Raw genomic sequence first — 24,869 nt, 5'->3', positions numbered from 1 at the left:
TTCCCACTATTCGGGCGATCGGTCGGCCGAAACTTCAAAATCGATGGATGAATCTGCCTCAAGTTCGCCGACATTTGTTGCAAGGTCCTGGAGAACTGTATTTTTCCGGGCTTCGAACTGGCTTCGGAGGGATGAATCCTCGATCAGTTCCAGGTTGGTTTCGACGGTTCGAACTGCTGCAAGCGTAGCGCTGTATACTATCCACAATCCGCTGTAAAGATCGGGCGCAACCGCCCCATCTACGGCTGTAATGATACCAAGCGAGTCTTCGAGGATGCTGGAACACGAGTCAGCTATTGAGAGCGGAATCCCTGTCGCCCGCTCCAACACCGTTTGGTCGGTTTCGTCGGATGCTCCAGCGAACAACGCATCCACGGCCTCTGCGTCCGAAGCGGCCAACGACAGGAGTATTGACCGATGATTTCGCACTGATTGTCGGACGTCCCGAATCATCTCCTTCTCCGAGTCGGCTCCCAACCGGTTTTCAAGCGTGTGGATTGCTGCCTTTTCGACCAACGCTGCCCCACCAGCGCCAGCCAAAGCTACCACGGATCCACTTGCTGGGGCGACACGGTTCGAGGCGACTCTATCGAAAAACGCGCCGATTTCCTGGGTTTCCTCAACCATTACTACCACATCCTGACAAGAGCCACGTTGAACTCGGACATATCCATTGGCGGATTCCGCAGGGCGGTCCCCTGCCGATTCTTTCCATCGGTTACAGCTCCACCGCGAGCGTTTCGATGAGTTTCGCTTCGACGGCATTCAGCCGTTGAGAAAGCGCCGACCGTGTCACACCCACTTCCTCGGCCAGATCTGAGAGAGACGCTTCCCGAGGATTGGCGTAATAGCCCTTAGAGACGGCGACGTGGACGATTTCCCGTTGTTTTTCGGTGAGTGAAACCTCATCGAGAAATTGGTCGGTTTGGTCTGTCTCCGACCCCGACCATTCGGAGCCTGATTGGAGGCGACGTAAGTGCCATTCGTCCTCGCTCTCACGGAGCCGATCGGAGAGCGCAAGCAACGTATCGCGGGAATCCACGAAGGCATTGATGATCAACGAGCCGTCTTCGATGAGAAGATCCGACGGTGTAATGCCCGGCTTGCACACGATGTTGCACGTACACATGTCATCGATGGGAGTCGTCACCACTTCTGTGGGTGTCGATTCGTCCGCAAATCGAATCGTGGCATGGCACTCGGTGCCTGTCAGCTGGATCGAACCGTCCACTGTCTCGTTTCCGTACGTTGCTGCTGGACAGGACACCGTAGCCTTGCGATCGATCTCGAGTTCAACCCAGAGCTCATCGGCTCGAGTTCGTCCATGGTCTTCCCCGGCGGTTTCCCCGACAGCAAGCTGTTGTCGTTGTTGTGTAGCCATGGATTTTCAGAGCGGTTTGTTCGGTTTTCCGAGCCCAATTATCGTCTCTTTAGGCTCGGATCTGGTTTGCTTGTTCCATTGCATAGTGGACACTGGGACCGGAATCGACGATAAGGTATTGTCTAGCTATCTGTACCGGGCGGGAAATTAGGGGCTAGCTATCTTAACATCGATAAACGAAAAATCCCGCTGAAAATGACATAATTGGTTCGGAATTTGATCCATCATAGGAGAACAGGCGTGGGGAGAGACTATGAGGCCGTTTCAAGTCCCTTCATCCAGGCGACCACCGTCGGATTCGAACAGCAACTCCGCAAGTTCCAATTGCGCGTGGCGGAGGTGGTGATTGACCGTCGAACCGGCTAGATCGAGATCAGCAGCGATGTCCTCAATCGTGCTATTCCGTGGCCACTCGAAGTACCCGGCGAAATACGCAGACTTGAGGACTTCGAACTGGCGATCGGTGAGCACCTCACGAACCGACACACCACTTTCAGCACCGAGGGCAGCCTGTCGTTCCGCTTCGGTCTTCGCGATGAATTCCGAGTTCGAATCGATCGATTGAACCAGTCCGACCGTCGTTTCAATATCGGCGTTCCGGGGCACTTCTAAGGTATATGTCCCACTCCCTTTGTCCAATTCAATGGCTTGGAGCCGAGCCTGTCGCTGGGAGAATTGCTGTAGTTTCGAGTCCTCCCCGAAGGAGACTTTGACCCGGTAGGGCTCGGATTCCGTCATAATCGGGGATACTTCAATAATACCCGGCTCATTTTCCAACCGGTCTAGAAACGCCTGCAAAGATACGTTTTCGACCCGGATGTAGGCGTCGAGGGTTTCAGGCTTGGTCCCGGCAACGGTTCCTTCCAACCAGAGCCGACAATCCAGGCCAGTTGTCGGTTCCACGAACGGCAAGGTCGTCTCCGTAACCTCGAAAGTCAGTTCAACGACCGTATCTGCAAACAGGAGTTTCTTGTCCGTGATGGCGTCGATCGCAAAGCCAACTGTCTTCCCCAGGGTCCGTAATCCGGATACCTCCCTGTCGGAAAAGGCATATTCACGGCCTGTCGCCACCACCAGAACACCGAATACAGTTTCACGGTACGCTAATGGAATCGCTGCAAAATCGCGATTGTTCTCACCGAATGCGACTCCCTCGAAGACCGGGCCTGTAAAGCCGGTCTCGAACTGCAACTGACCGCTTTCGAACGCCGTAGAAACGAGCGAATACAACCCATGAGACTGGTCGATTTCACTCCCAGTCTCGATTTGAGATCGAGTGGCAGCGGTCCGCACCGAAAATGGATCACTCCCGTGCCGTCCGACGATCCATGCCGATTCGTACACCTCCGATTCGGTAAGCGAGGAACACACCGTCCGTTCGATCCGGTCCTGATCCGACGATTCGACCAGTTCCTGGGTGATCGTTAGTACCAGGTCAGTGATTCGATTGAGCGTTTCGAGTTCGTCCCGCTGTTGTCTGAGTGTCCGCTCCCGTTCTTTTCGGTCAGTGATGTCCTCGACGACGATCATCACCCCATCTAAGGTTTCCTCACCGCCAGGAACCGGTGCCACTGACAAACTCACGTCAACGGGGTCGCCCGTTTTGGTCTGCCACCGTTTTTCGGCGCCGGAAATCGGGCCATCGACGATCGCCGTGGAGAGCAATTCCTTGAAATCGGCTCGATCCCCGTCGGGGATGGCCGGGTTCGCCGCCCCCTCGACTGCATCGGCCGACCATCCGAACATGTCCTCGGCAGCGGGATTCCACCGTTTGACCTGTCCTTTAGGGCCCGTAATAAGAATCCCTGCCGGCGATGCCCGAATAAGGGCCTCCAGTTTCTCAGTTGTCGTCCTGAGTTCCTGAATATATCCCGGCAGATCGGTCTGCATCTGGTCGAGCGAGCGACCGAGTTTGCCCGGAATCCGTTCTGCCAACACCGGGTCATCGAAATCCCGGCGCGCAAGTGCTTGGGCCTGTTTCGAGGCCGTGTCCTGATAGGACTGGACGGCTTCAAAGGAGTGTGAGAGTTGCGCTAATTCCGAGCGTTGCTGATGTTCGGGGAGGGATGTATCGATCGGCAATCCAATGTCAGTGATAGGCTCGGTCTCGCCTCTCGCTAATCGTTGACCGACCCGTGCAATGTCCGCCATTGGCAATCCGAGATACCGCCGTGCAGCAACTGCACCGACCAATGCAACACCGATATCGACAGTCAAGAGGACGAGCAACACCTGCACAAGAACCCCCCGTCGCTCCCGGAGCACCAGCGCGAACTCCGCGGTAACGCTATCACTCCGGGAAAGTAACTCGTCGCTCTGGCGGTTCACGTATTGCACTGACTCCTGAAATTCCGCAGTGCTCGGGTCAGCCGTGAGAACCGTCTCGACGTGAGGCTGATACGTGTCCCACGACGATCGAAGGGCGGCCAATTCGGGGTCCAAGGAATCAGGGGCGGCTGTCAGCGTCTCTCCGCGTAGCGTCACCTGGGGACGATCCGCTATTGCAGCGGCATCGGGGTTCAATGCCAGGTCCGGTACCGTTCCTCCCCCTTCAAGAGCCGCCAGGTTTTCTTCGAACCGAACGCTCGCGATTTGGAGACGATCCCGAGCATTGTCGGGGTTTTCGCCCTGTTGCACGTCGGTTGCCAGGCGTGCCATTCGCTGGCTGAGCATCCGCTCTTGGCCGGCAATGTTGACTGAGTTACCCACCTGTTCGGCCTGCTGATGATAGGTATAAATCACGCCGATATTGACACTAGCCACCACCACCAGAACCACCAGCAGCAAAGACACCTTCTCGAAGAGTTTGAGCCGGGTGTTGAGATGAGTGGGAAGTCCGAACATAAACCGTCTCGCTGTCAATAACAGGACACGGAGTAAAGAAGAATGTATCGAACGGGTTTCGGTCCGGAGGGTGGTAACCGATAATCGGGTTGGATCATTCTCTTCGTACTTTTCGGGTTATGATTGGGGACTGTGTTAGTTTAGGTACACAACTCTTCAAATTTCAGTCAATACAAATTTTCGCCTACAAATTTCTGTGTCATAGTTGGGCGACCCCACAAATGACAAATCAATGACCTGGCTAGACACTGAACTCATTACCCGCCCTTGCGACGTATTTCTATGGCAGATACCGAGCTATCGAGAACGGTCGAAATAATCTTGGAAGAACTGGAGCAACCGCAATTCGAAGGCAACGTTTTCGAGGAAAACATTGTCCACGGAATCCGGAACGAAGATGGCACCATCGCCGTCGAGGCGGACATCGAACGACTCGATCCGAACGGTGAGAGTGGCTTCTCTGAAACCCTTCTGGACAAGATTCGGGCGGTCGATGGGGTTTCGAGCGCATACATTGAGCCGTCGTTGAAAACTGACAATCGAATTCAGACCTCTGAAATCGAGACGATCATTGCGGTGGCCAGTACCAAAGGGGGGGTCGGGAAATCCACCGTTGCGACAAGAATTGCCGCTGGCCTGGCTGCCGAAGAAGATGTTTCCCTCTTCGATGCCGACATTTACGGGCCAAACGTCCCCGAATTACTCTCCGTCGAAGGTCCTGTCCGGGCGGACGAAAATAATCGTCCGATTCCCATTTCCAAAGATGGTATGGAAATAATGAGTGTGGGATTTCTAACAGAGGGTGGTCCACTTGCCTGGCGAGGGGCAATGGCTCACGACGCACTTTCAGACCTGTTCGAAGACATCGCCTGGGAGAGGCCTGATACGCTGGTGGTGGATTTGCCACCCGGAACGAGTGATGTGGTGTTGACCACCATCCAGGAGATACCTATCGATGGGGTAGTCCTCGTGACGACACCGTTTCAGACGAGCGTCGCTGACACCAAACGAACGCTCGAACTCTTCCACGACGACGATATTCCCGTGCTGGGCGCCGTCGTTAATATGGCCCAATTCGAGTGTCCTACCTGTGGGGACAAACACCCTCTTTTCGATGACGACACCTCGATTGACGCATTGAACGTCCCAGTTCTCGCAGAATTACCGTTCGATCGGGACCTCCAAACGATGCCGTCTATCGGGTCGGTTTCTCCCCGCTTTGAACCGGTGATCGATCAGGTTCGCGAGCGGCTTCGTGCTGTCGAGGTTCCGGACTTTCCAGATGAAGCTCTGGATGTGAGAGGTGATACCGTCGAGGAGCGAAAACGCCGCGTTGCAACCGTGTTTACGGCCTTAGAATCGGGTGAGCCCTTCGTCATGCTGAGCGATCGTGACCCCTCCCCGGTAAAGGGCTATCTCGTCGAGTTGCTCGATGAACGGGATACAGAGGCCGTCTTCGATACCTTCCAGGTCTATCGACACGGCCCCGATACCTGGGTCCTAGAGACGGAACATCCCTAGCGCTCGAGCCGTAGATGTGAATACGTCGTCCGGTGAATTTCCTGGCAGCCGTTCGAACTTTGTGTTCGATTTAATCCGGGAGGTATCGACGAAATTGAAAGAGCGGTCGCTTGAAAACGAGGAAATTACTGGCTGCTAGTATAACCCAGATCACACCGATCCAGACGTGGATGTCTGTGATGAATTGTAACCCCTCGTTTCCATTCAGATAGGCGAGGAAGAGTGGCACCGCAGTGAGGACCGTAACGGCTAATGTCAGTATGGATAGATATTGGACCACTTTCCCTCGCGAGAGCGTTTGCATGCGCATCATTCCTTTCGTTATATGGACAGCGTAATAGGGGTTATCGCGAACATGTGCCCCACGGACGGTATAAAGGTAGCACCGATAACCAGCGATCGAATACATTTAGCACCGATAAGCAGGAAGGCCATCATGTCCCACCGGTAAGCCACCGGTCAGTATTGTCAGTAGTGATAAAAGTACGGTCTTTTTGTCGAACTCGCTGTCAGAAGATGGATCAGTTGCTCGATAGTCCCTTGGAACCAATGTGGAGCTAATCCAGATTGCAAACTGAGAAATTGCAGACGAAACCCGGGAAAACTCCTGCAACGCGTCGCTCTTAGCGATCCGGTACCTGATTGAGCATGTGGTTGTCGGCCGAAGCGGTACCAGTCCCCTCTTCAAGCAGTTCCTCGACGTCAGTACCACGGGCACCAAGCGATCTGGCGGCAGTCTCGCGAACGATCTCGGTTTCGGCTTCGTCCTCGAGGAGCGCCGTTAAGGCATCTTCGACAACAGAATCGTCGTCGTACTGTCCCATGAGTTTGACCGCCCATTCTCGAACCCGGTCACTCGGGTCATCGAGAGCATCGAACAGGTGCTCCCGAACGTCACTCCCCTTGATTCTGGTCAGTGAAATGAGCGCGTTTCGACGGACCCCTTCGTGATCGTCGTAAAGCATTGCCTCGAATCGATCCGAATACTGTTCACGAGCGAGTCGGTCGAGTGTCACGGCTGCCTCAGCCCGTACCCACGGATCCCCGTCGGTTTCGAGTACGTCGATTGCCACTGTGGGGTCCCCGTCGAGTTTCCCCAGTGCCTCGATGGCGAATTGCCGAACCTGGTCGTCTGAATCCGTCCTGGCCAGATCAGCAAGTTTGTCTCGAATTGCATCTGGTGGCTCCCGTCGTGCCAGGGCGAGAGCAGCACGTCGGCGAGTTGGAGCGTCCTGCGAGTCGAGCATTTCTTTCAAGCTGTCGAGCGAGGCATCTTCTACGGGACCGATATCTGCCGCGGAATAATCCGCCGGATCCGCGTTCCCCAGGGTAATGTCTCGCACATCCGTCTTTCCGTCGGCCCCGACTGCATCCCGTCGCTGGGACTCATCCGTCATCGGCTCTCGGCCCCCGTGAACAGCACAAGTGCAACAAGCAGTGAGATGGCAGACGGAATCGTCGCGGGGACACCAGCAACAAGCACAAGCGCGCCAGCCAGGGCCGGCGGTGCATCACGGTGTTCCAGGCCAGCAGCCACTGCCGACACACCCCCAATGGCGCCAAGAACGAGGAGCGGCAGCGGAAGCCCGATGACCCCCATTCCAAGGAGGCTCACTGCGGCTGTGATGACAGGTGCTGCCAACCCGATTCCAGCGACAATGGCTCCTCCGAGAAGTCCGACAAAGACACTCCGGCGGGAGAAACCTGTAAACGCGGGCGTCCCAGCGATCGCGACTCCAATGGCGATCGAACCAAGCCCCCTGGTCAGTGCCGGCTCAAAGCCAAGGGCTGCGAGCATCGAAACCACGATGCCGAAGACGAAGGCACCCGTGACGGCGAGCCTCGCGAGACTTCGCCACCCCGTCCGTGAGCGACCCTGATCGAGTCCGACAACCACACTCGCAGCGCCGATCGCGATTGTCGCCGGACCCATCGCCGACTGCGAGACGAGTGACAACGCCCCGAAGACACCCGCGAAAAGCATTCCAACCCGAACAAACGATGACTCGGATGTCAATCCAAGGACAAGCGCGCCAAGAGCTGGGCCTGCGAGCGCGGCCGCCTCGATCGGGGCCCCGATCGATCCCATCGGGAGCCGCGGGCCGATCGGTGTGTTCGTTCCGACGGTGAATGCCAGAAGCGCCAGCATCGGGAGGAGTGCTATCAATCCGGCGCCAGTTTTCACGGAAGCGAGGCTCCAGCTCCCGGGATCGGGCGGAACCGAGTCACTTTTGCGAGCGGTCAGCGTTGTCATTACGGTTCGGCCTCCAGGGTTTCGGTGAGGTTCTGATAATCAGCTCGGACGAAGTCCGCTGTGAATGCCACCACGTCGTCGTAGATCCCCGTTTCCACCTCGTCTTCGATTCCTGCCTCCAGGCCGTCAACGAAGGGTTTGAGATGCCGGTCCAGGAAATCGGCCCTCGCTCGCCGGGCGTCAGCCTGGCCGGTCGACGCCAGCCGGGAAAGATACCCCGCAAATTCGAGTTCGATCACGAGAAAATCGTGGTGCTCCCGTTCCGACTGGTCGATCTCCACGTCGAAGTAGTCATACACGCGCGTGAGATCGAGGTTGACCTCGTTCCACGGCGTCTCAACATGTTCGGATTCGTGCCGTGGGATAACCGGGTCCGGATAGCCAACGACGAACAGATCGTTGAATCGGGCACAGAGCAATTCGTAATCGTCCGTGGTTTGAACCGACGGAACCTCGACATCCAGTTCAGTCCGTTCAACGAGCCGTTCGAGTTCCTCGAAAAGGCTTCCGTCAGCCAGCGCTTCGAACAGGTCCTCAGTTGGCTCTTGGTATAATTTGGCGAGGGTACCGTAGACTGTTCCCCGAGCGACGGCCGCGTTGTCATCAACTGACTCAGTCGTTGGTTTTGCTGGTGAACTCATTGTGTTACTGCTTCCTCCAGGCCCCCGCGGCGATCAGCAATGCGATAACGATCCCGACACCAGCAACCGCCCAAAGCAAGTACTGAGCCGTCGGTCCAGTGTCCTCGGGGCCAAGCGGAATCGTATACCACTCACTGTAACTGTGGTGGCCGGATCGTTCCGCGTTTGCACCGTCCCAGACGGCAAAGGCGATATCGACGTCAGTTTCCAGATCGAAGTCAGCCCGAACATCGTCTTCCGTCTCGAGTGGCCGTTCAACGACAACCGTCCACGTCCCATCTTGGTGCCGAGCTGTCGTCTCGATCGTCGTGTTTTCCATCTCCGTGATGCTGCCGGGGTTGTAGCCGCCAGCGAGGGCTTCTTCGGCACCGTCGGCCGCGCTCCAGTACCAGAGGTTGACCGGCGTGTCTTGGCTCCCAAGTTGCACAGACGGGCTTGTCGTGACGTTCGCCGGAACCTGGATAGCGGCGCCGTCAGTAAACGCATCCAGTGACGCCTCGCTTGCGTTACTCGTCTCGTCGTCCCACTGCATCCAAACGTACAGCTGTGAATCCGAATGCGCAGTTTTGACCGTCACCGCTTCAGTGGCGACGATGTTCGCGCCAGGCAATCCGGATGGTGCACTCGTCAACGGGATCTCACGGCTGTCGACATCCGACCAGGCAGCACCACCCGGTGTCGACAGCTCCTCGCCTGCATCGGGCTGGTGACTCACCGGAACCTGATTCGCCGGCACGCCTGCGGCGAGTGCGGGCAAGAGCACTGCCGAAGCAAGCACGACCAATGCCACACCCAAAGCCGGAATAGCAACGGTTCTATCAGTCATGAGTCGAACACCTCCAACCGGTACTGTTGAGCAGGATTGTTGCTCGTGAGGATTTCCATGACTTCACTCGATCCGCCACGGTTGACCTTTTCGCGCTCACGCTGAAGCGTTTCTCGCGCTTGGTGCACACGGTCGCCGAACAGGTCCTCTAAGTATTCCTCGGGAATTCGATCGATATCGGTCGTTTCTCCCATCTCGTCGATCTGCGGCGGCGCGTCAAACGGTGGAATGTAGAAGATATTCGGCGCAGTCTCGTACTCGGGATGGAGTGGGATAGCCACCTCGTACTGTTCGACCAGCTTGTAGATCGGACCGTCCTGGTCATCGAGATAGCCGACGAGGCGGAGTTGTGTTGGACATTCGGTGGCACAGACAGGACCGTGGACCTCGCCGTCCGGACCCTCGCCTTCCAGCCTCGGGTAGCAGAAAATGCACTTCTCTGACGTTTTCTTGGCCGCGTTGTAGTAGACCTTCTTGTAGGGACATCCCTCGACGCAGTATCGGTAGCCACGGCAGCGCTCCTGATCCACGAGCACGACCCCGTCTTCGGCGCGCTTGTAGATCGCCTGTCGGGGGCAGGCCTCGACGCAGGTCGGATGGGTGCAATGATTACAGATTCGGGGCAGGTAGAAGTAATGGGAGTTGGGATACTCTCCTGCACCCTGGTCCTCGTCCCAGTTGGGGCCCCATTCAGGGTCTTCACCTTTCGGTTGCAATGTCTCGGTATCCGGCTTCGAGACCGCTGCCTCGAAGTCGAACTCCCAGGCTTCGCCGTACTCCTCCTTGGCCGGAATATCGCCGTCTTTGACCGAAGACCGGTTGGCTGATTCCCAGCCACCGCCCTTCTCCTCCCAATCTTTGGGATACCCCTGCCCTGGCCGTGTCTCCACGTTGTTCCAGTACTGGTACTCCTGGCCCTCACTTTCGGTCCAGGTGGTCTTGCAGCCGACCGTGCAGGTCTGACAGCCGATACATTTGTTCAGATCCATCACCATGGCTATCTGGTGGTCCACACCGGCCGCCAAATCCGTGTCGAGGTCCTGAAGGCTCATGCACCATCACCTCCTTTCTTCCTCACTTCCACACGCGCGTCGCTGTTGACACCGGTCGGACCCCAAAAGTTCGGGAAGAAATGTAAGTGTTCGCCAGTGTCCTCGGGGTACTGGATGAGCTGTGTCGGTTTCATCATCATCGTGACGACGGTGTTGAAGTTGCCACCTTCCTCGTACTGATAGTCTTCCCAACCGTGGGTCATCTTGACGACACCCTCTTGGCCGCTCGGGTAGGTTTTGGCGATCCCCGAGATGGTGTCGGCCTCGTTTTCGATCCGGACCCGGTCGCCGTCTTCGATTCCACGCCGCTGGGCGTCGTCGGGATGGATGTAAAGCACCGGTTCGCCACGATTGAGCCGGAGCATGTACTTGTCGTCCCGCCAGGTCGAGTGAATCCCATACCGCGGGTGATGGGTATTGAACCGAAGGGGATACTCCTCCGGGTCCTGTTCGTCAATCGGATCCTTGTGGGTCGGGAGTTCCTCGCCGAGTTCGAGGAACCAATCGTGATCGATGTAGTACTGCTGACGGCCGGTAAACGTCGGCCACGGTTCTTTGTCCTGCACGAAGTCCATCCACGGTGTGTAGGTCTTGTCCTCCTCCAAGTCCGAGGTCCAGTGATCACCGACCGCTTCGAACCGTTGGGGTTGTTCGACCGTGTCCTCGAAAGTTATCTCGCCCCCATCGTCGGGATTTGTCTCCGTTGAGTTCTCCAGAATGAAGTCCGCACCTTCGCGGGCCGTCTCGAGGGCCTCAGCCTCGCCCGTGATCCAGTCCTTCACATAATCGTCGTGCACGGATTGGAGGTCGATCTGGCGGTCGAACGAACGATCGTCGATCGGGTCGATCCCACGTTCCTGGGCCTTTTGCTGTATCCGTTCGGCCAGCAACCGGAAAATCTCCCAGTCAGATTTGGACTCACCCAGCGGTTCGAGTGCCTTCGTAAACGGGTGCACATAGGTGTGCATGTCCGTCATCGAGAGATCGTCCTTCTCGTAGTTCGAGGAGGAAGGCAGGACGTAATCCGAGTGCAGGGCCGTCGTGTCCATTCGGTAGTTGATATCGACGACCAAGTCCAGTTTCGGCCAAAGGTTTTCTCGCACGGCCGCACCGCCTTTCGCCTGGTTATAATAGTTCGCCCGCCAGACGAAGAAAATACTCGGGTCCGGGCGGGTGCCGTCCTCGCGTTCTTCCGGATACATGGGCATCCAGTCCTTCGAAAGTGACTCTTCGATCCGATCTGCGAGTTCGGGCTGTTCCTCCATGATATCCGCGTGATAGTAGGTCCAAAGGGTGGTTGGAATGCCCCGGACCTTCCCGGTCGGGAACGAGAGATTCTTCCAGCCGTTGAACGCCCAGATCTTCTCCTGGCCGACGTAATGGTCCACGCCGGTTCCGCGGCGCCCAATGTGACCTGTTAGCGTCGTCAACAGCTGAATTGCGCGGTTACCCAGATCGTTGTGGTACCAGTCGTTCACTCCTTTGCCGTGGATTATCTTGCCCCGATCGGCTTCGGCAAATTCCCTTGCGATTCTCTGTATCGTTTCTTTGCCGACGCCTGTTTTGTCATACACGGCCTCGGGTGTGTAGTCGCCTAATTCCTCCTTGAGATTCTCCCAGACGCTCTTCACGGCGACAGACCCATCGGTTGTCTGGACGGTGCGGTCGATTGACAGTTGGGGGTCAAAGTCGAGTTCGATGGTCGAGTCAGCATCGTACTTGGCGTCCCGATCACCCAATGAGGCGGGTGCTTTTCGCAGTGTCCCGTCCTCGTCAACCAAGACCATCACCTTCTCGTTGCCCGAGACGCCTGGTACCTCCGAGGCCCTGAGGAACTTCCCGGTATCCTCCCGGACGAGAAGAGGCATGTCGGACTGCTCTTTGAGGTGGGCTTCGTTGTAGAGGCCTTCATCGACAATGGTCCGGGCCATCCCGAGTGCCAGAGCCGGATCAGTCCCCGGATCCGGTGAAATCCACTCATCGGAGTGAATTGCTGTCTGGGAGTAATCAGTGAAGACCCCGACTGTTTTCGCGCCGTCGTATCTTGCCTCGAGGTAGTACTTCGCGTCGGGGATCCGTGTGATATCGATGTTCGACCCCCACGCGATGATGTAATCGGCGTGATACCAGTCCGCACTTTCGGCATTGTCCGTCTGGTGGCCCCAGGTGATTGGCTGGCCTGGTGGCAAGTCAGCGTACCAATCGTAGAAGGAATGGCTGACACCCCCGAGCAGGTTGAGGAGCCGCGACCCGCTCGCGAACGAAACCGGTGACATCGCCGGAATCGGTGTGAACCCATCGATTCCGTCGTAGTTTCCTTCCACTACCGTATCGAGCATTTCTTCCGAGATTTCATCGAGTGCGGTATCCCAGTCGATCCGCTTCCATTTGCCTTCACCGCGTTCACCGGTCCGCTTGAGGGGATATTTGACCCGTTTTGCGCCGTGAACGTAGTTCTTGTAACAGGCGCCCTTGTTACAGCCACGCGGATTCGAGTCCGGCACGTCCTGGCTGATACGCGGGTAATCTGCCGCCTGTTCCTCACGCCATACTTGTCCGTTTTTGACGTAGACGTCCCAGGAGCAGCTGCCGGTACAGTTGATGCTATGGGTACTTCGTCCGACCGAATCCCAGTCCCACTCGTCCCGGTACAGGTCTTCCCACTCCCTGTAGGGATAGTTCCCGATCGGATCTTCTGCCACCTGCAGGCGGTCCATTTCCGAGAGTGTCTGGGCCGTCCCGACACCGGTCGCCCCGATAGCGGCGGCCGCCCCGATTCCTTTCAGGAAGTCACGTCGCTTCGTCGATGTGCTGTCAGTTTGTTCGTTGCTCATGAGGTCTCCTCCGTGATGAAAACAGTGCTAACTCCCAGCAGGGCCCCTGTGAATACCAGCAGCAGGCCTGGAGCCGAAATGATTCCTGCCTCCAGTCCGGCAGCGAATAGCGCCACACCACCCAGTTTCGTGCCAATATCGAGCCACCGATACTGGCGTTTCGATACCGCCGGGGTTTCAACCGTCATCAGGTCCCACCCCCTGATCGACCGCCCAAGAGGACGTACGTCAGGATCCCTGCGGCGATCGGCACAAGAATGATGCCCCAGAGGAGGAAGGGATTCAAGACAGTCGTGGAAACGCCCAGCGCACCTCCAAACAGGTTGTTCATGCCCGCAAGCGAGGCCACAAGGATCATCGAAATCCCTGCCACCCCCACAGCAGTCCGTCTCGGCGCGTCCAATGGATCGGCCGTGAAGTGGGTCGGTTCCGCGCTTCGATCGATGAACGGCCAGAGGACCACCAAACCGATGACAAGTGTGGGGAAGAGGATGCCAGCCCAGAACTCGGCAGTTAGTTCAATGGCCCCGATGTGAACTGTCGTCCAACTGGGCAGGACCTTGAGGAACCCAAAGACCCACATCAAGAACCAATCCGGCATCACCACGGCTGGCGTACTCGCCGGGTCGTTCGGCCCATAGGCCACGATATTATGAACGGGAAGGAATCCCGCAAGGAGCGAAAGCGTGCCCGCAGTGAACAGGAAGACCACAGCCCCAACCGCTGCCTGGTTGGGATAGGCTGGAAGACCAAGCACCACTGAATCGTCGTCTTCGGAAACCTCTGCCGCTGCTGCCGCTGCTGCCGATCGATCTCCTTCCGTGTGTTTCTGTCGCACCAGGATGGTCATATGCACAGCCAGCAACACGATGATGGCCAATGGGATGACCAATACATGCAAGAAGAAGAGCCGTGGAATAGTGCCCGCGGCGGGGAATTCTCCTGCAAAGACGAGTTCCCCGATGAAATCCCCCAACACCGGGACAGAGGTGGCGAGATTGTATCCGATTCCCGTCGCCGTCGCGCCGAACTCGTCGAAGGGCAGTGCGTACCCGGTGTAACTCGCCCCCATTGCGAGGACGGCCAGAAGCATGCCGACTACCCAGTTGATTTCTCGCGGGTTCCGGTACGCCCCGGTGAAGAAAACCCGCATCATGTGCAGGGCGATCGAGGCGATAAACAAGTGGGCACCCCAATGGTGGAGTCGCCGAATAAACATCCCAAAGGGAACGCCGTAGGTGATGTGGAGCACGCTCACGAACGAGGCCGGAAGTTCCTCGCCCTGGAACTGGTCGACGACGCCCTGATAGAGCACGTCAGCCGTGCTTGGTTCATAGAAGACACCGAGGAAGATGCCAGTCAGGACGATCGTGACAAAGGAGAACAGCGCCACTTCGCCCAGCAGGAACGAATCCTCTGCCGGAAACGCCTTCCCGAGGAAGCCCTGTTCGTCGTCCAGGTGCAAGCGATCGTTGAGCCACGATCCTGCGCCCACGATCACTCACCCCCCGGTCCGATCGCACCCTCGAAGTTTCCTGTCGCCATCAAAAAGCCGTCACTGGACAAGGTGATTGGGAGCTGTGACAAAGCCCGAGGTGCCGGCCCATCCGTCACTTCGGCACCAGCCGTCGGGTCGTATTTCGCGAAGTGACAGGGGCAAACGAGTGTGCCGTCTTCTTCGACCTCGGCAACCATACAGCCTGCGTGCGTGCACACCTTCGAATACGCAGCATATCCGGCAACCGTGAAGGCGAGATTGGTTGGTTCTGCATAGGCTGATTCTTCGTTGCGCACGAGAAGTGTCGGCGCGTCGGCAACCCCTGGGTGGGTCTCGGGAAACACCGTCATTCTGGCCCCCATCTCGAGAGCGCCCGGCCTGACCCGGTTGCGGTCTTCGTCCACGAGATAGATTCCATCGGCGTATACCGCCCCCGTGAATTCTCTGGAAAGTACTTCGGTCATTCCAGTTGCGGGAACGGTCAGTGAGAGAACCGTCGACAGGCCACCGACTCCCAGTGCTGCTTTTGCGATATCCCGTCGTTGCCACCCACTCTCCGTCGAGTCCGGATCGTGTTCGTTGTCAGCCATGATATCGTTCCTCCGCGACAGTCACGTGTGGCAGGAACCACGCGGAATAGGCCGCTGTGGCCCCACCGAGGGTGAAGAATAGTCCACCGACGTAGAGCCCGATGTACTGGGTTCGGGCCAGCGTCGTGAATTCCATGATCGCGAGAAGTGCAAAGGCCACTGTCGCCGCGATCAAACCCAGGATGACGTACAGTCCATCCGCACTTTCGGCAGCGGACTGGAACTCTGCGATCCACCGGTGGTCGGTCTGAAACCACGGACTGGTCGCGTCGGCGGTAGTTACATCCGGTTCAGCCTCTCCAGACCCGTGCATCGCTCGATGAACGACTGCGAGAAGGCCCCCCAGAAGGCCGAGGGCAATCCAGATCACAACCCCGACTTGCGCGGGCGTGAACTCCGCGGGTGTGGCCAGAAACGTTTGGAGAGGTCGCATATCGGTTTCTGACGTGTCGATTTCCACCTCGCCCACGTGCTCGCCAGAGGTTTGAACCGCGGCAAACCACGTTGGAGCGAGAACGAGCAGCAGTATCAGAAGTATCGCGACAGTCCGAGTTCGCATCTGTCAGAAACCACCTCTTCGGTCAGCGACACGGTTCGGTGTCTGCCCACCGGAACCGTTCGTGTGACTGGTTCGCTCCCGATCCGCGGCAGCGATCGGTAATTGGATAGCACTATCCATACTCTCGTATAGTACGTCGACAGGTATATGACTGATTCTTTATTATAAAGGTATATATGCAACCCAGTATATTCGGTTTAGAAGCCGTATAGAAGTCGAATTCAGCCTATAAATCAGCACGGAAATAATAGTTGGAATTTTAGTATATTGGACAGTATTACCACTCACAAGACGGTGCGAAGACCGGTGGGACGCAGGTCGTTATTTGGTACCGTGCCTCACAATTTTGGGAGCGTGGCGACAAACTCCTCAGTCCCTCTTTCCTCAACCGAATACCCTTCAGCGTCGAACGTATCGACTTCCGCCTGCATCTGATAGAAAAGGGGCCGTGGCTCGTGATCGTTGACCAGGGTGAGTGTTCCCTCACTATCAAGGGCTTCAAAAGTGTCCATCACGAGGCCGTGTCGCTTTTGCGGCGGAACATCTCGAAGATCAATCGTTTCTTCGACCATACAAATCACTCAGGGAGAGTCGAATTGGGGATTGCCCCGAACATGTTCTCCCAGGTGTCTAGTTCGGTCTGAGCCTACCGAAAACCGACCGGGGCATCAAATCAGATTGCCCAGCTCAGCGCTTCGAACTGCCGTGGAGTCCGCAAAATCGCCGCGGGCTCACAGTGTGGCTTCGTAGCCGGCCGACTCGACTGCATCGAGAAGAGCCGCCGAATCAGCGGTTCCCTCGACCGTCGCCGAATCCGTCGTCCGATCCGCCGATGCACTCTCGATTCCATCCAGGGCTTCTAGCGCTTCGACGACGCTTTGTTCGCAATGTCCACAACTCATTCCGGTGACCGTGATTTCGCGACGCATCAATAACGGTTAGTGGAGCCCGATTGGAGGGAGTTGCCGTTTCGATTCCAAGGATTCCCGGGGCTGGGAGCAATCGACTCGAAATACCGTGTTTCAAGACTGCTACGGGACACATCGGTTCGTTTCACACCGTTTTGGTACTAGCCACGGCGGCAGTCCCTGGGCCGAAACGAGTTTCTGGGCTTCAGTGTGCAATCATGAGTTTGGAAACGAAAATTACAGACCTGCAAACCAATGTTTCGAAAGCAGTAAACTGCCTAAAGAACCAGCCCCTCCTTTAGTACACACATGGGTACTCGGACAGCGCATCTCGATATTACCGGCATGTCCTGTGCCAATTGTTCGGCAACGATTCAGGACACACTCGATTCCATTGCCGGCGTAACCGAGGCAAATGCCAACTACGCGACTGACGAGGGAAGCGTGACTTATGATACCGAGTCAGTCACGCTAAAGGGAATTTACGAAGCAATCGAAGATGCTGGCTACGGGGCGGTCTCGGAGACGAGACGGATTGGGATCGCCGATATGACGTGTGCAAACTGTGCTGAGGCAAACGCTGAGGCACTGGAGAAAACCCCTGGGGTACTTCGTGCTGAGGTAAACTACGCGACCGACGAAGCCGAAGTCACGTACAATCCCCAAGACGGCTCGCTAAAGTCGCTGTATTCAGCCATCGAAAATGCAGGGTATTCACCGGTCCGGGAGTCCGATTCCGACGAGGAATCGGGGGCCAGTGCTCGAGATGTCGCTCGACAGGCCGAAATTCGAAAACAGTTCCGACTGACGCTCTTCGGCGCTGTCCTATCCGCGCCATTGCTCTTCGTTCTGGCAGACAAATTTCTCTTCGGTGGCGCGGTCGTCCCTGAAACCGTCTTTGGGGTTGAGTTGGGCTGGGTCGAATTTCTGCTTGCCACCCCTGTCCAGACGATCCTGGGCTGGCCCTTTTACAAGAACTCCTACTCCGCGATCGTCACGAACCGCCGGGCTAACATGGACGTCCTCATCGCGCTCGGCTCCTCGACAGCATATCTCTACTCCATTGCAGTCCTGAGTGGATTGGTCGCCGGGAGCGTCTATTTCGATACGGCAGCGCTTATCCTGGTGTTCATCACCTTAGGTAATTACCTCGAAGCCCGGTCGAAGGGGCAAGCAAGTGATGCGCTCCGCAAGCTGCTGGAGATGGAAGCCGAGACGGCCACCGTCATCGGTCCGGACGGGACTGAGGAAACTGTCTCGTTGGAAAACGTGCAGGAAGGCGATCTCCTCAAAGTCCGTCCCGGTGAGAAAATCCCGACCGATGGAGTTGTCGTGAGCGGGCAATCCGCGGTCGACGAGTCCATGGTAACCGGAGAATCGGTCCCAGTCGAAAAGGGCGAGGGCGACGAGGTCGTCGGCTCGACGATCAACGAGAACGGTGTTCTCACGGTGAAGGCCACTCGTGTTGGCCAGGAAACCGCACTGCAACAGATCGTCCAGACGGTCAAAGCTGCCCAATCCCGGCAACCCGACATCCAGAACCTCGCCGATCGAATCTCCGCCTACTTCGTTCCCGCAGTTATCGCAAACGCCATCCTCTGGGGGACGATCTGGTTCCTGTTCCCTGAAACCATCGCTGGGTTCGTCGAGTGGCTCCCCCTCTGGGGACTGGTCGGCGGCGGGTCGGTGGCGGCGGGTGGAACCATCTCGGTCTTCGAATTCGCGGTTGTGGTGTTCGCCTCTGCCGTGCTCATCGCCTGCCCCTGTGCATTGGGCCTCGCCACGCCGGCAGCCACAATGGTCGGAACGACGATCGGTGCTCAAAATGGGGTACTCTTCAAGGGCGGAGACATTCTCGAACGCGCAAAAGACGTCGACACAGTCGTCTTCGACAAAACGGGAACCCTCACCGAAGGCGCGATGGAGCTCACTGACGTCATTAGCTTCGACGAGGTGTCGACGGTGCCAGATGGTGGGAAAGTCGCCGCTGAGCGGGGCACTTCGCCTACTCCCAGCGACCGGTTGGAGAATCAAGTGCTCGAATTTGCAGCAGCGGCCGAAAGTGGGAGCGAACATCCACTCGCCCAGGCGATCGTCTCGGGGGCCCAGGATCGAGACCTCGATGTGGCAGAATCGACCGAGTTCGAAAACGTGCCGGGACACGGGATCAGAGCCACCGTGGACGGGCAAGAGGTCCTAGTCGGAAACCGCAAATTGATAAACGACAACGGGATCGATCCCGCCCCGGCCACGGAGACGATGGAACGCCTCGAAGACGACGGCAAGACCGCAATGCTCGTGGCTGTCGAAGGCGAACTGGCTGGAATCGTGGCCAATGCTGACACGGTCAAACCGGGATCGAAAGGAGCCGTCACCGCGCTTCGAGAACGAGGTATCGACGTGATGATGATCACCGGGGACAACCAGCGAACGGCTCAATCAGTCGCCGAAGACGTCGGTATTGATCCCGAAAACGTCAGGGCAGAAGTGCTTCCCGAGGACAAGTCAGACGCCGTCGAGGCGATCCAATCGGAGGACCGGTCGGCGATGATGGTCGGAGATGGCGTTAACGACGCGCCGGCCCTCGCCGTTGCAGCCGTCGGGACGGCCCTCGGATCAGGAACGGACGTCGCGATCGAAGCCGCCGACGTCACACTGATGCGAGATGACCCGCTAGACGTGGTGAAAGCCATTCGAATCTCGCATGCGACCCTCGAGAAAATCAAGCAGAACCTCGTCTGGGCACTGGGATACAACACGCTGATGATCCCACTTGCCTCGCTCGGGCTTTTGCAACCGGCCCTGGCGGCGGCCGCCATGGCCTTTTCCAGTGTGTCCGTGTTGACAAACAGCCTCCTGTTCAGACGATACACGCCTGATCACGATTACTCGCTGCTCGGACGGTTGTGAGGGGGGTCTCGAGCAGAACGCGTTTCAATCGGCTACGGGGCGATTTCCCACAGCAAAGTATGGCGCAAAATATGGAGGGCCCGACCAGTCTCTGGCTGGCCCGACCGATCGAAAACGCGACAAGCTTTACCACGGAGGCGACAAGATTATAATATCAGCTCAGTAATACTTTTGGGATGCCGAGTTGCTGCAACATGACGCCGCAGTACTGTTCAGAGAAGAATCCAAAACCGGATTGATGCTGGTGAATAACCAGTAGCCGGTCAACATGACCAAATTTAGGATGTTAATCAAAATTTTGTCAGGTAAAAACATTTATGTTCCAATTTCATAGATGTTTTTTACGTCTGAAGGCGGTCCAATATGGAAGGTAACACAAAAAATTAAACTATGTTTTTGCCAATTTGAGCAGGAATACAACTAATATTTAGATATTGTAATTCGAGTATAATTTGCCCCAATTACTCGCGATATAATTATACTGCTACCCTGAATGATTTGGGTGACATTTTATTGATGTCCTGATTAATCATTATATATGGAGGAAACACTGACAGAATTACAAGAGGCGATCCGGAACTTCGATGAGGAACTGGCAGAGGAAAAAACACGAAAAGCACTCGAGGAAGGGGTTGACCCACAAGAAGCCATCGAGGCCGCGACGGAGGTCATGCGAGACATCGGTGACAAATTCGAACACGGGGAGTTGTTCCTGTTCGATCTCACCAGTGCAGGCGAAGCGATGAACGCCGCTCGAGAAATCCTCGAAGAGGAAATCGTCGCGGGAGGTGGCGAGCGCAAGAGCGAGGGCAAAGTCATCCTGGGCACCGTCGAAGGGGACATCCACGACATTGGGAAGAAGATCCTCTCGTCGCTGCTGGCGGCAAACGGCTATGAGGTAATCGACCTCGGCGTAGAGGTACCCGCCTCGGAGTTCGTCGAGGAAGTCAAAGAGCGCGACGCCGACGCGGTCGGAGCGTCGGCAATGTTGACGACGACCAAAGAAAAACAGAAAGAACTCATCGAGGTCCTGGAAGAAGACGGAATCAGAGACGAGGTCCTCGTCATGGTCGGCGGCGCGCCGGTTACCGACGAGTGGCGCGCCGAAATCGGGGCGGACCTCTACGGTGCGAACGCCTTCGAGTCGGTCGAGAAACTGGGGGACAACCAGTTAGCGGCAATTACGGGGTGAGAAACGATGCGAACTGGAATCAAAGGCGGTCAGCTGAAACTTCTGACAGACGAACAGGTAACGGCGATTCATAACGCGGCCCTCCAGATCCTGTCCGAGACCGGTTTGAAAATCGAGAACGAAGAAGCGATGGATCTGCTGGAGGAAGCCGGAGCGGACGTGGATCGCGAAGACGATATCGCAAAGATTCCGCCTCACGTAGTCAACGAATGTATTGAAAGGGCTCCCCGATCGATCAGACTCTCCGCCAGGGATCCAGACCAGGACGTGTTGATGGAGCCCGAACGGTCTTTCCTGTCCTCCTGTAATGGACCGCCATACGTCTACGATTACGAAGCCAAAGACGACCGAAAACCGACACGGGAGGACGTTCGGGACTCAGTCAAATTGCAGAACGAATTGCCCAACATCGACATGAGTTGGGCGATGTTCACGCTACAGGACGAACCGATGTTGGGCTTCGTGAGCCTCTATGAACTCCTGGCAAACAACACGAAGCACAACTGTATCCTCTCCCATTACGGGGGCGAGATGACGAAGAAGCTGGTCGAGATGGTCGAACTCGTCGCCGAGGCCGAGGACGTCAGCAACAAGAACCTGGTAACGATGTACAACGAGCCGGTCTCGCCGCTGTACCTCAGACGAGAGACGACCGAGTCCCTACTCGAATGGACCCGGGCCGGCCTCCCGCTGATTTCGAGCCCAATGCCGGACATGGGCGCGACTGGCCCGATGACGTTCGCCGGAACCACCGCGCTTGGGCTCGCCGAATCACTTGGTGGAATCGTCATCGGCGAACTCAATAACCCCGGCACACCGATGTTGATGGGTTCGCTCCCGGTTCCCATGGACATGCGAATCGGCAGTCACGCCTACTACCTGCCTGAACGGATCTTCTACCAGTCCTTCACCGGCCAGTGGGCTCGGAAGTACGGCGTTCCGGTCTTCGGAACCGGCGGCATCTCGGACTCCTTCGGTTCGGACTTCCAGCTCGGCTCTGAAACCACGATATCGCTCTGGAACTCCATACTCACCGGCCAGAACCTGATTCACGACCTCGGGGTCATCGGAAGTGGATTCCGGAACAGCCTCGAAGTGGTGGCAGCGATGGACGAGGTCGGGGGCATGGTCAAGCGCGTCTGTGAGGGATTCGACGTGAACGCCGAGACACTCGCCCTCGACGTGATCGACGAAGTGGGTCACGGCGGCACGTTCCTTTCGGAGCCCCACACCCGGAAGTTCGGCAAATCAGAGCTGTTCATGGCCGATCTGTTGAAAAAGCGAGAGCAGGAGAACTGGCACCCGGACGTCGGCATGGATGCCGCACACGAACGGGTCAAAACTTTACTCGACCAGGCCGAACCAAAGCCGTTGCCCGAGGACGTGGACGACCGGTTACAAAAAATCATCGAGGATGCCCGACACGAGGGCAAAGAATTGGCCACGCTCTAAGCCCTCACAACAGGGTCCGTCTCGGGCCTTCTGGTCGTACGGCATTCGAACTGAGCGACTGTCGGAAGTTGGAAAATAATGGGGACAAATCGGTCGGTGCGATTCGAACCGTGGGGAGTCGAGGTTAGCACGAGCGAAGCGGAGACCGTCCTCGAACTCGCGAAACGAGGAGACATCGGCATCGAGGCACTCTGTGGTGGCGCTGGGGTCTGTGGAACCTGTACGGTCCGAGTCGAGGAGGGGAGTGAAAACCTCTCGTCCATTTCTGAAGCCGAACGGTCCGTCTTGGACGAAAATGTCCTGGAAGACGGTCAGCGCCTTGGCTGTGAAGCCAGCATACAGGAGGGAGACGTCGCTGTGTTCGTGCCGCCGAAGTCTCGCATCGAGCAGGGCGTCATTATGACGGCGGGGCGGTCCATGGAGTTCCAGCGACAGCCTGCTGCTCGACGCTATCCGCTCCAACTTGACACCCCCACTCTGGAAGACACCCTCGGGGATCGAGAACGGATCCTCGCAGGACTCGCGTCGGAATACGATCTTTCCGTCACGGAAGTCGATCGGCTTGGACTCCGCTCGCTCCCGAAACGAATACGCGAAGCCTCGAGCCGGGACACCCTTCACCTCACCCCGATCGTGTTCAGGGGACGGGAACTGCTCACGGTCTTCCCCGGTCAGCAGGAGAATATTTACGGGATCGCCGTCGACGTGGGCACGACCACACTCGCCTGTTACCTGGCAGATCTAGTCACTGGTGAAATTTGTGCCACCACCTCACAGTTAAATCCCCAGAGCAGCCACGGTGGAGACATCATTAGTCGGGTCGAATACGCCCAGCGCGGCCGAGACGAACAGGCGACGTTACATCAGGAAGTCGCAGATGCGGTTGCGGAGATGATCGATGAGGTGACCGACGAGGCAGATATCTCACCATCGATGATCGTGGATGCGGTTTTCGTGGGCAATACGGCGATGCATCACTGCTTTCTCGAAATCGAAACCAAACACGTCACGGTCGCACCGTATGTCCCCGCCGCCCACGGGCTCCTTGCGTACAAGGCACGGGATCTCGATGTCCCGATCAACGAATCTGCGACCTGTTCCTGGCTGCCGATCATCGGTGGCTGGGTCGGTCCCGATTTCGTGGCCGACCTCCTCGCAGCGAACGTGTTCGAACGGGAGGGAACGACGGTCTACATCGATATCGGGACGAACGGAGAAATCGGGGTTTCGACCGAGGACCGTCTGCTCGCCGCCTCGGCACCGGCAGGGCCGGCCCTCGAAGGTGCTGAAATCACCGACGGAGTGCAAGCAAAGCGAGGCGCAATCGAACGGGTTTCCCTGGACCCGGACACGTGGGAGCCGGAGCTCGGTGTCATTGGCGACATCACACCGATCGGTATCTGTGGCTCGGGACTTCTGGACGCAGTCGCCCAACTATTCGAAGTTGGGGCGATATCGCGGCGCGGCCGACTCCGAGACCCGGAAACGAATCCACGTCGGATCCGAGAGCCCACCGAAGGGCAACGGGAGTTCGTGCTGGTCGAGGAATCAAAATCGAGCCACGGCGAGGAAATCGTGATCTCCCAGGACGACATCAGGGAAATCCAGCACGCGAAAGCGGCCATCCAATCGGGAACCAACCTCCTCCTCGATGAGGCAGCCGTTGACTCCGTCGATCAACTCGTCATGGCCGGTGGCTTCGGGAATTCGATCGACCCAAATGCGGCCTCATTGCTGGGTCTGTTCCCGGAAACGCGGGTCGAAGAAGTCGACTTCCTCGGCAACGCAGCTGGATACGGGGCGATCTATGCGCTACTCGATGAAACGGCCCGCGAGACAGCGTCCCGGATCATCGAGGAAGTCGAATACATCGAACTGGCCAACCAGGACGGGTTCAACGACGAGTTCATGGAAGCGCTGTTTTTCCCACATCGGGATATCGACCGGTATCCGAGTGTCAAACGCCGGATTCGAGAAACCAGAGGCGAGGTCGAAGACATTTGAGTTATCGGAGAGACTCGACGGCCCGACTTGACGGAGAACCAAAATCTCCCTACGGAGACAACCTTGCAAACGTCTGTGGCCGGTCGGTTAACAAACAAATATGGTGAGGCTGTGGACTGACCACTCATTACTATCTCCTTGCGTCACTGATTCAAACTCGACGGCACGTTCCTCCTGGTTAGAGAAATGCAGACTCCAATCCAGATTCCGGATGCGAAACGGCCCAACACTGTCAATCTAGAAGGGGGAGTTTCGATTGCCACTGGTCGGTGACAGTACTTTTCGTTTCCCAAGGCCAGCCGCTTCAAGGCGACTCAAAATAGGATGGAGACTGCTCAATGGCTTTGATGCCCTGTTTAGAAGGTGTGAACGGGAATCGGGTTAAACCTCCATCCAGTAAGAG

General features: G+C 57.0%; 21 protein-coding genes. 5 read left to right on the top strand and 16 right to left on the bottom strand.

Going from position 1 to position 24,869, the window contains the following annotated elements; all coding sequences use genetic code 11:
* Positions 1–6: 6 nt before the first annotated feature.
* The 3 genes from V5A26_RS05585 to V5A26_RS05575 form a co-directional block, all read right to left on the bottom strand.
* The gene (locus V5A26_RS05585) at positions 7–627 is read right to left on the bottom strand and encodes a cyclodeaminase/cyclohydrolase family protein (protein WP_332321023.1); all 621 of its coding nucleotides are present in this window, start codon (positions 625–627) and stop codon (positions 7–9) included.
* A gap of 91 nt (positions 628–718) precedes the next feature.
* Positions 719–1,381, bottom strand: coding sequence for a helix-turn-helix domain-containing protein (locus tag V5A26_RS05580; RefSeq protein WP_332321022.1), 663 nt, complete (start codon positions 1,379–1,381; stop codon positions 719–721).
* Positions 1,382–1,645: 264 nt separating this feature from the next.
* Complete coding sequence (locus V5A26_RS05575; RefSeq protein ID WP_332322263.1) at positions 1,646–4,225, bottom strand: bacterio-opsin activator domain-containing protein; 2,580 nt, start codon at positions 4,223–4,225, stop codon at positions 1,646–1,648.
* 282 nt (positions 4,226–4,507) lie between these two features.
* On the opposite strand from V5A26_RS05575, the gene V5A26_RS05570 reads away from it, so the two are divergent.
* Positions 4,508–5,746 carry a P-loop NTPase gene (locus V5A26_RS05570; RefSeq protein ID WP_332321020.1) on the top strand — a complete coding sequence of 413 codons (1,239 nt, stop codon included), beginning with the start codon at positions 4,508–4,510 and terminating at the stop codon, positions 5,744–5,746.
* Between the two features lie 70 nt (positions 5,747–5,816).
* On the opposite strand, the gene V5A26_RS05565 is transcribed toward V5A26_RS05570, so the two are convergent.
* From V5A26_RS05565 to V5A26_RS05505, 13 genes are all read right to left on the bottom strand, one after another.
* Positions 5,817–6,056, bottom strand: coding sequence for a hypothetical protein (locus tag V5A26_RS05565; protein ID WP_332322262.1), 240 nt, complete (start codon positions 6,054–6,056; stop codon positions 5,817–5,819).
* A gap of 313 nt (positions 6,057–6,369) precedes the next feature.
* On the bottom strand, positions 6,370–7,143 hold the full coding sequence (locus V5A26_RS05560; protein ID WP_332321018.1) for a HEAT repeat domain-containing protein: 774 nt from the start codon (positions 7,141–7,143) through the stop codon (positions 6,370–6,372).
* A complete protein-coding gene (locus V5A26_RS05555; RefSeq protein ID WP_332321017.1) occupies positions 7,140–8,000 on the bottom strand; it encodes a hypothetical protein in 861 nt (286 codons plus the stop codon). Before V5A26_RS05555 ends, V5A26_RS05560 begins: the two co-directional genes overlap by 4 nt.
* Entirely contained in the window at positions 8,000–8,641 is a 642-nt protein-coding gene (locus tag V5A26_RS05550; protein WP_332321016.1) for a molecular chaperone TorD family protein, read from the bottom strand. Before V5A26_RS05550 ends, V5A26_RS05555 begins: the two co-directional genes overlap by 1 nt.
* Positions 8,642–8,645: 4 nt before the next feature.
* Positions 8,646–9,467: an ethylbenzene dehydrogenase-related protein gene (locus tag V5A26_RS05545; RefSeq protein ID WP_332321015.1), complete on the bottom strand. Its 822-nt coding sequence runs from the start codon at positions 9,465–9,467 to the stop codon at positions 8,646–8,648.
* On the bottom strand, positions 9,464–10,519 hold the full coding sequence (locus tag V5A26_RS05540; RefSeq protein WP_332321014.1) for a 4Fe-4S dicluster domain-containing protein: 1,056 nt from the start codon (positions 10,517–10,519) through the stop codon (positions 9,464–9,466). Before V5A26_RS05540 ends, V5A26_RS05545 begins: the two co-directional genes overlap by 4 nt.
* Positions 10,516–13,353 (bottom strand): molybdopterin-dependent oxidoreductase, encoded by a 2,838-nt coding sequence (locus V5A26_RS05535; protein ID WP_332321013.1) that lies wholly within the window; start codon positions 13,351–13,353, stop codon positions 10,516–10,518. Before V5A26_RS05535 ends, V5A26_RS05540 begins: the two co-directional genes overlap by 4 nt.
* Complete coding sequence (locus tag V5A26_RS05530) at positions 13,350–13,541, bottom strand: hypothetical protein (RefSeq protein WP_332321012.1); 192 nt, start codon at positions 13,539–13,541, stop codon at positions 13,350–13,352. The genes V5A26_RS05535 and V5A26_RS05530 overlap by 4 nt, the downstream gene beginning before the upstream one ends.
* Entirely contained in the window at positions 13,541–14,848 is a 1,308-nt protein-coding gene (locus V5A26_RS05525) for a cytochrome b (protein ID WP_332321011.1), read from the bottom strand. The genes V5A26_RS05530 and V5A26_RS05525 overlap by 1 nt, the downstream gene beginning before the upstream one ends.
* A gap of 2 nt (positions 14,849–14,850) precedes the next feature.
* Complete coding sequence (locus tag V5A26_RS05520; protein WP_332321010.1) at positions 14,851–15,441, bottom strand: QcrA and Rieske domain-containing protein; 591 nt, start codon at positions 15,439–15,441, stop codon at positions 14,851–14,853.
* Positions 15,434–16,000, bottom strand: a complete 567-nt coding sequence (locus tag V5A26_RS05515; RefSeq protein ID WP_332321009.1) for a hypothetical protein — start codon at positions 15,998–16,000, stop codon at positions 15,434–15,436. The genes V5A26_RS05520 and V5A26_RS05515 overlap by 8 nt, the downstream gene beginning before the upstream one ends.
* A gap of 338 nt (positions 16,001–16,338) precedes the next feature.
* On the bottom strand, positions 16,339–16,572 hold the full coding sequence (locus V5A26_RS05510; protein WP_332321008.1) for a DUF2249 domain-containing protein: 234 nt from the start codon (positions 16,570–16,572) through the stop codon (positions 16,339–16,341).
* A 159-nt stretch (positions 16,573–16,731) separates the two neighbouring features.
* On the bottom strand, positions 16,732–16,929 hold the full coding sequence (locus V5A26_RS05505; protein ID WP_332321007.1) for a heavy-metal-associated domain-containing protein: 198 nt from the start codon (positions 16,927–16,929) through the stop codon (positions 16,732–16,734).
* A 288-nt stretch (positions 16,930–17,217) separates the two neighbouring features.
* Here V5A26_RS05505 and V5A26_RS05500 point away from each other — a divergent pair, with 288 nt between their 5' ends.
* The 4 genes from V5A26_RS05500 to V5A26_RS05485 all read left to right on the top strand — a co-directional run bounded on the left by V5A26_RS05500 (position 17,218) and on the right by V5A26_RS05485 (position 24,466).
* Positions 17,218–19,818 carry a heavy metal translocating P-type ATPase gene (locus V5A26_RS05500; RefSeq protein ID WP_332321006.1) on the top strand — a complete coding sequence of 867 codons (2,601 nt, stop codon included), beginning with the start codon at positions 17,218–17,220 and terminating at the stop codon, positions 19,816–19,818.
* Between the two features lie 538 nt (positions 19,819–20,356).
* Positions 20,357–21,010 (top strand): cobalamin B12-binding domain-containing protein, encoded by a 654-nt coding sequence (locus tag V5A26_RS05495; RefSeq protein WP_332321005.1) that lies wholly within the window; start codon positions 20,357–20,359, stop codon positions 21,008–21,010.
* 6 nt (positions 21,011–21,016) lie between these two features.
* The gene (locus V5A26_RS05490; RefSeq protein WP_332321004.1) at positions 21,017–22,462 is read left to right on the top strand and encodes a trimethylamine methyltransferase family protein; all 1,446 of its coding nucleotides are present in this window, start codon (positions 21,017–21,019) and stop codon (positions 22,460–22,462) included.
* A gap of 78 nt (positions 22,463–22,540) precedes the next feature.
* A complete protein-coding gene (locus V5A26_RS05485; RefSeq protein ID WP_332321003.1) occupies positions 22,541–24,466 on the top strand; it encodes an ASKHA domain-containing protein in 1,926 nt (641 codons plus the stop codon).
* Positions 24,467–24,869: the final 403 nt, after the last annotated feature.

Source organism: Halodesulfurarchaeum sp., assembly GCF_036626455.1.
Taxonomy (GTDB): Archaea; Halobacteriota; Halobacteria; order Halobacteriales; family Halobacteriaceae; genus Halodesulfurarchaeum.
The sequence above is the reverse complement of the archived record's forward strand: the minus strand, read 5'-3'. Positions and strand labels throughout refer to the sequence as shown.

Coding starts and splice junctions, on each gene's coding strand:
- V5A26_RS05535 (WP_332321013.1), bottom strand. CDS start 13,353: ATGAGCAACGAACAAACTGACAGCACATCGACGAAGCGACGTGACTTC.
- V5A26_RS05550 (WP_332321016.1), bottom strand. CDS start 8,641: ATGAGTTCACCAGCAAAACCAACGACTGAGTCAGTTGATGACAACGCG.
- V5A26_RS05500 (WP_332321006.1), top strand. CDS start 17,218: ATGGGTACTCGGACAGCGCATCTCGATATTACCGGCATGTCCTGTGCC.
- V5A26_RS05520 (WP_332321010.1), bottom strand. CDS start 15,441: ATGGCTGACAACGAACACGATCCGGACTCGACGGAGAGTGGGTGGCAA.
- V5A26_RS05505 (WP_332321007.1), bottom strand. CDS start 16,929: ATGCGTCGCGAAATCACGGTCACCGGAATGAGTTGTGGACATTGCGAA.
- V5A26_RS05570 (WP_332321020.1), top strand. CDS start 4,508: ATGGCAGATACCGAGCTATCGAGAACGGTCGAAATAATCTTGGAAGAA.
- V5A26_RS05485 (WP_332321003.1), top strand. CDS start 22,541: ATGGGGACAAATCGGTCGGTGCGATTCGAACCGTGGGGAGTCGAGGTT.
- V5A26_RS05515 (WP_332321009.1), bottom strand. CDS start 16,000: ATGCGAACTCGGACTGTCGCGATACTTCTGATACTGCTGCTCGTTCTC.
- V5A26_RS05565 (WP_332322262.1), bottom strand. CDS start 6,056: ATGCGCATGCAAACGCTCTCGCGAGGGAAAGTGGTCCAATATCTATCC.
- V5A26_RS05530 (WP_332321012.1), bottom strand. CDS start 13,541: ATGACGGTTGAAACCCCGGCGGTATCGAAACGCCAGTATCGGTGGCTC.
- V5A26_RS05555 (WP_332321017.1), bottom strand. CDS start 8,000: ATGACAACGCTGACCGCTCGCAAAAGTGACTCGGTTCCGCCCGATCCC.
- V5A26_RS05575 (WP_332322263.1), bottom strand. CDS start 4,225: ATGTTCGGACTTCCCACTCATCTCAACACCCGGCTCAAACTCTTCGAG.
- V5A26_RS05540 (WP_332321014.1), bottom strand. CDS start 10,519: ATGAGCCTTCAGGACCTCGACACGGATTTGGCGGCCGGTGTGGACCAC.
- V5A26_RS05580 (WP_332321022.1), bottom strand. CDS start 1,381: ATGGCTACACAACAACGACAACAGCTTGCTGTCGGGGAAACCGCCGGG.
- V5A26_RS05490 (WP_332321004.1), top strand. CDS start 21,017: ATGCGAACTGGAATCAAAGGCGGTCAGCTGAAACTTCTGACAGACGAA.
- V5A26_RS05560 (WP_332321018.1), bottom strand. CDS start 7,143: ATGACGGATGAGTCCCAGCGACGGGATGCAGTCGGGGCCGACGGAAAG.
- V5A26_RS05510 (WP_332321008.1), bottom strand. CDS start 16,572: ATGGTCGAAGAAACGATTGATCTTCGAGATGTTCCGCCGCAAAAGCGA.
- V5A26_RS05495 (WP_332321005.1), top strand. CDS start 20,357: ATGGAGGAAACACTGACAGAATTACAAGAGGCGATCCGGAACTTCGAT.
- V5A26_RS05585 (WP_332321023.1), bottom strand. CDS start 627: ATGGTTGAGGAAACCCAGGAAATCGGCGCGTTTTTCGATAGAGTCGCC.
- V5A26_RS05545 (WP_332321015.1), bottom strand. CDS start 9,467: ATGACTGATAGAACCGTTGCTATTCCGGCTTTGGGTGTGGCATTGGTC.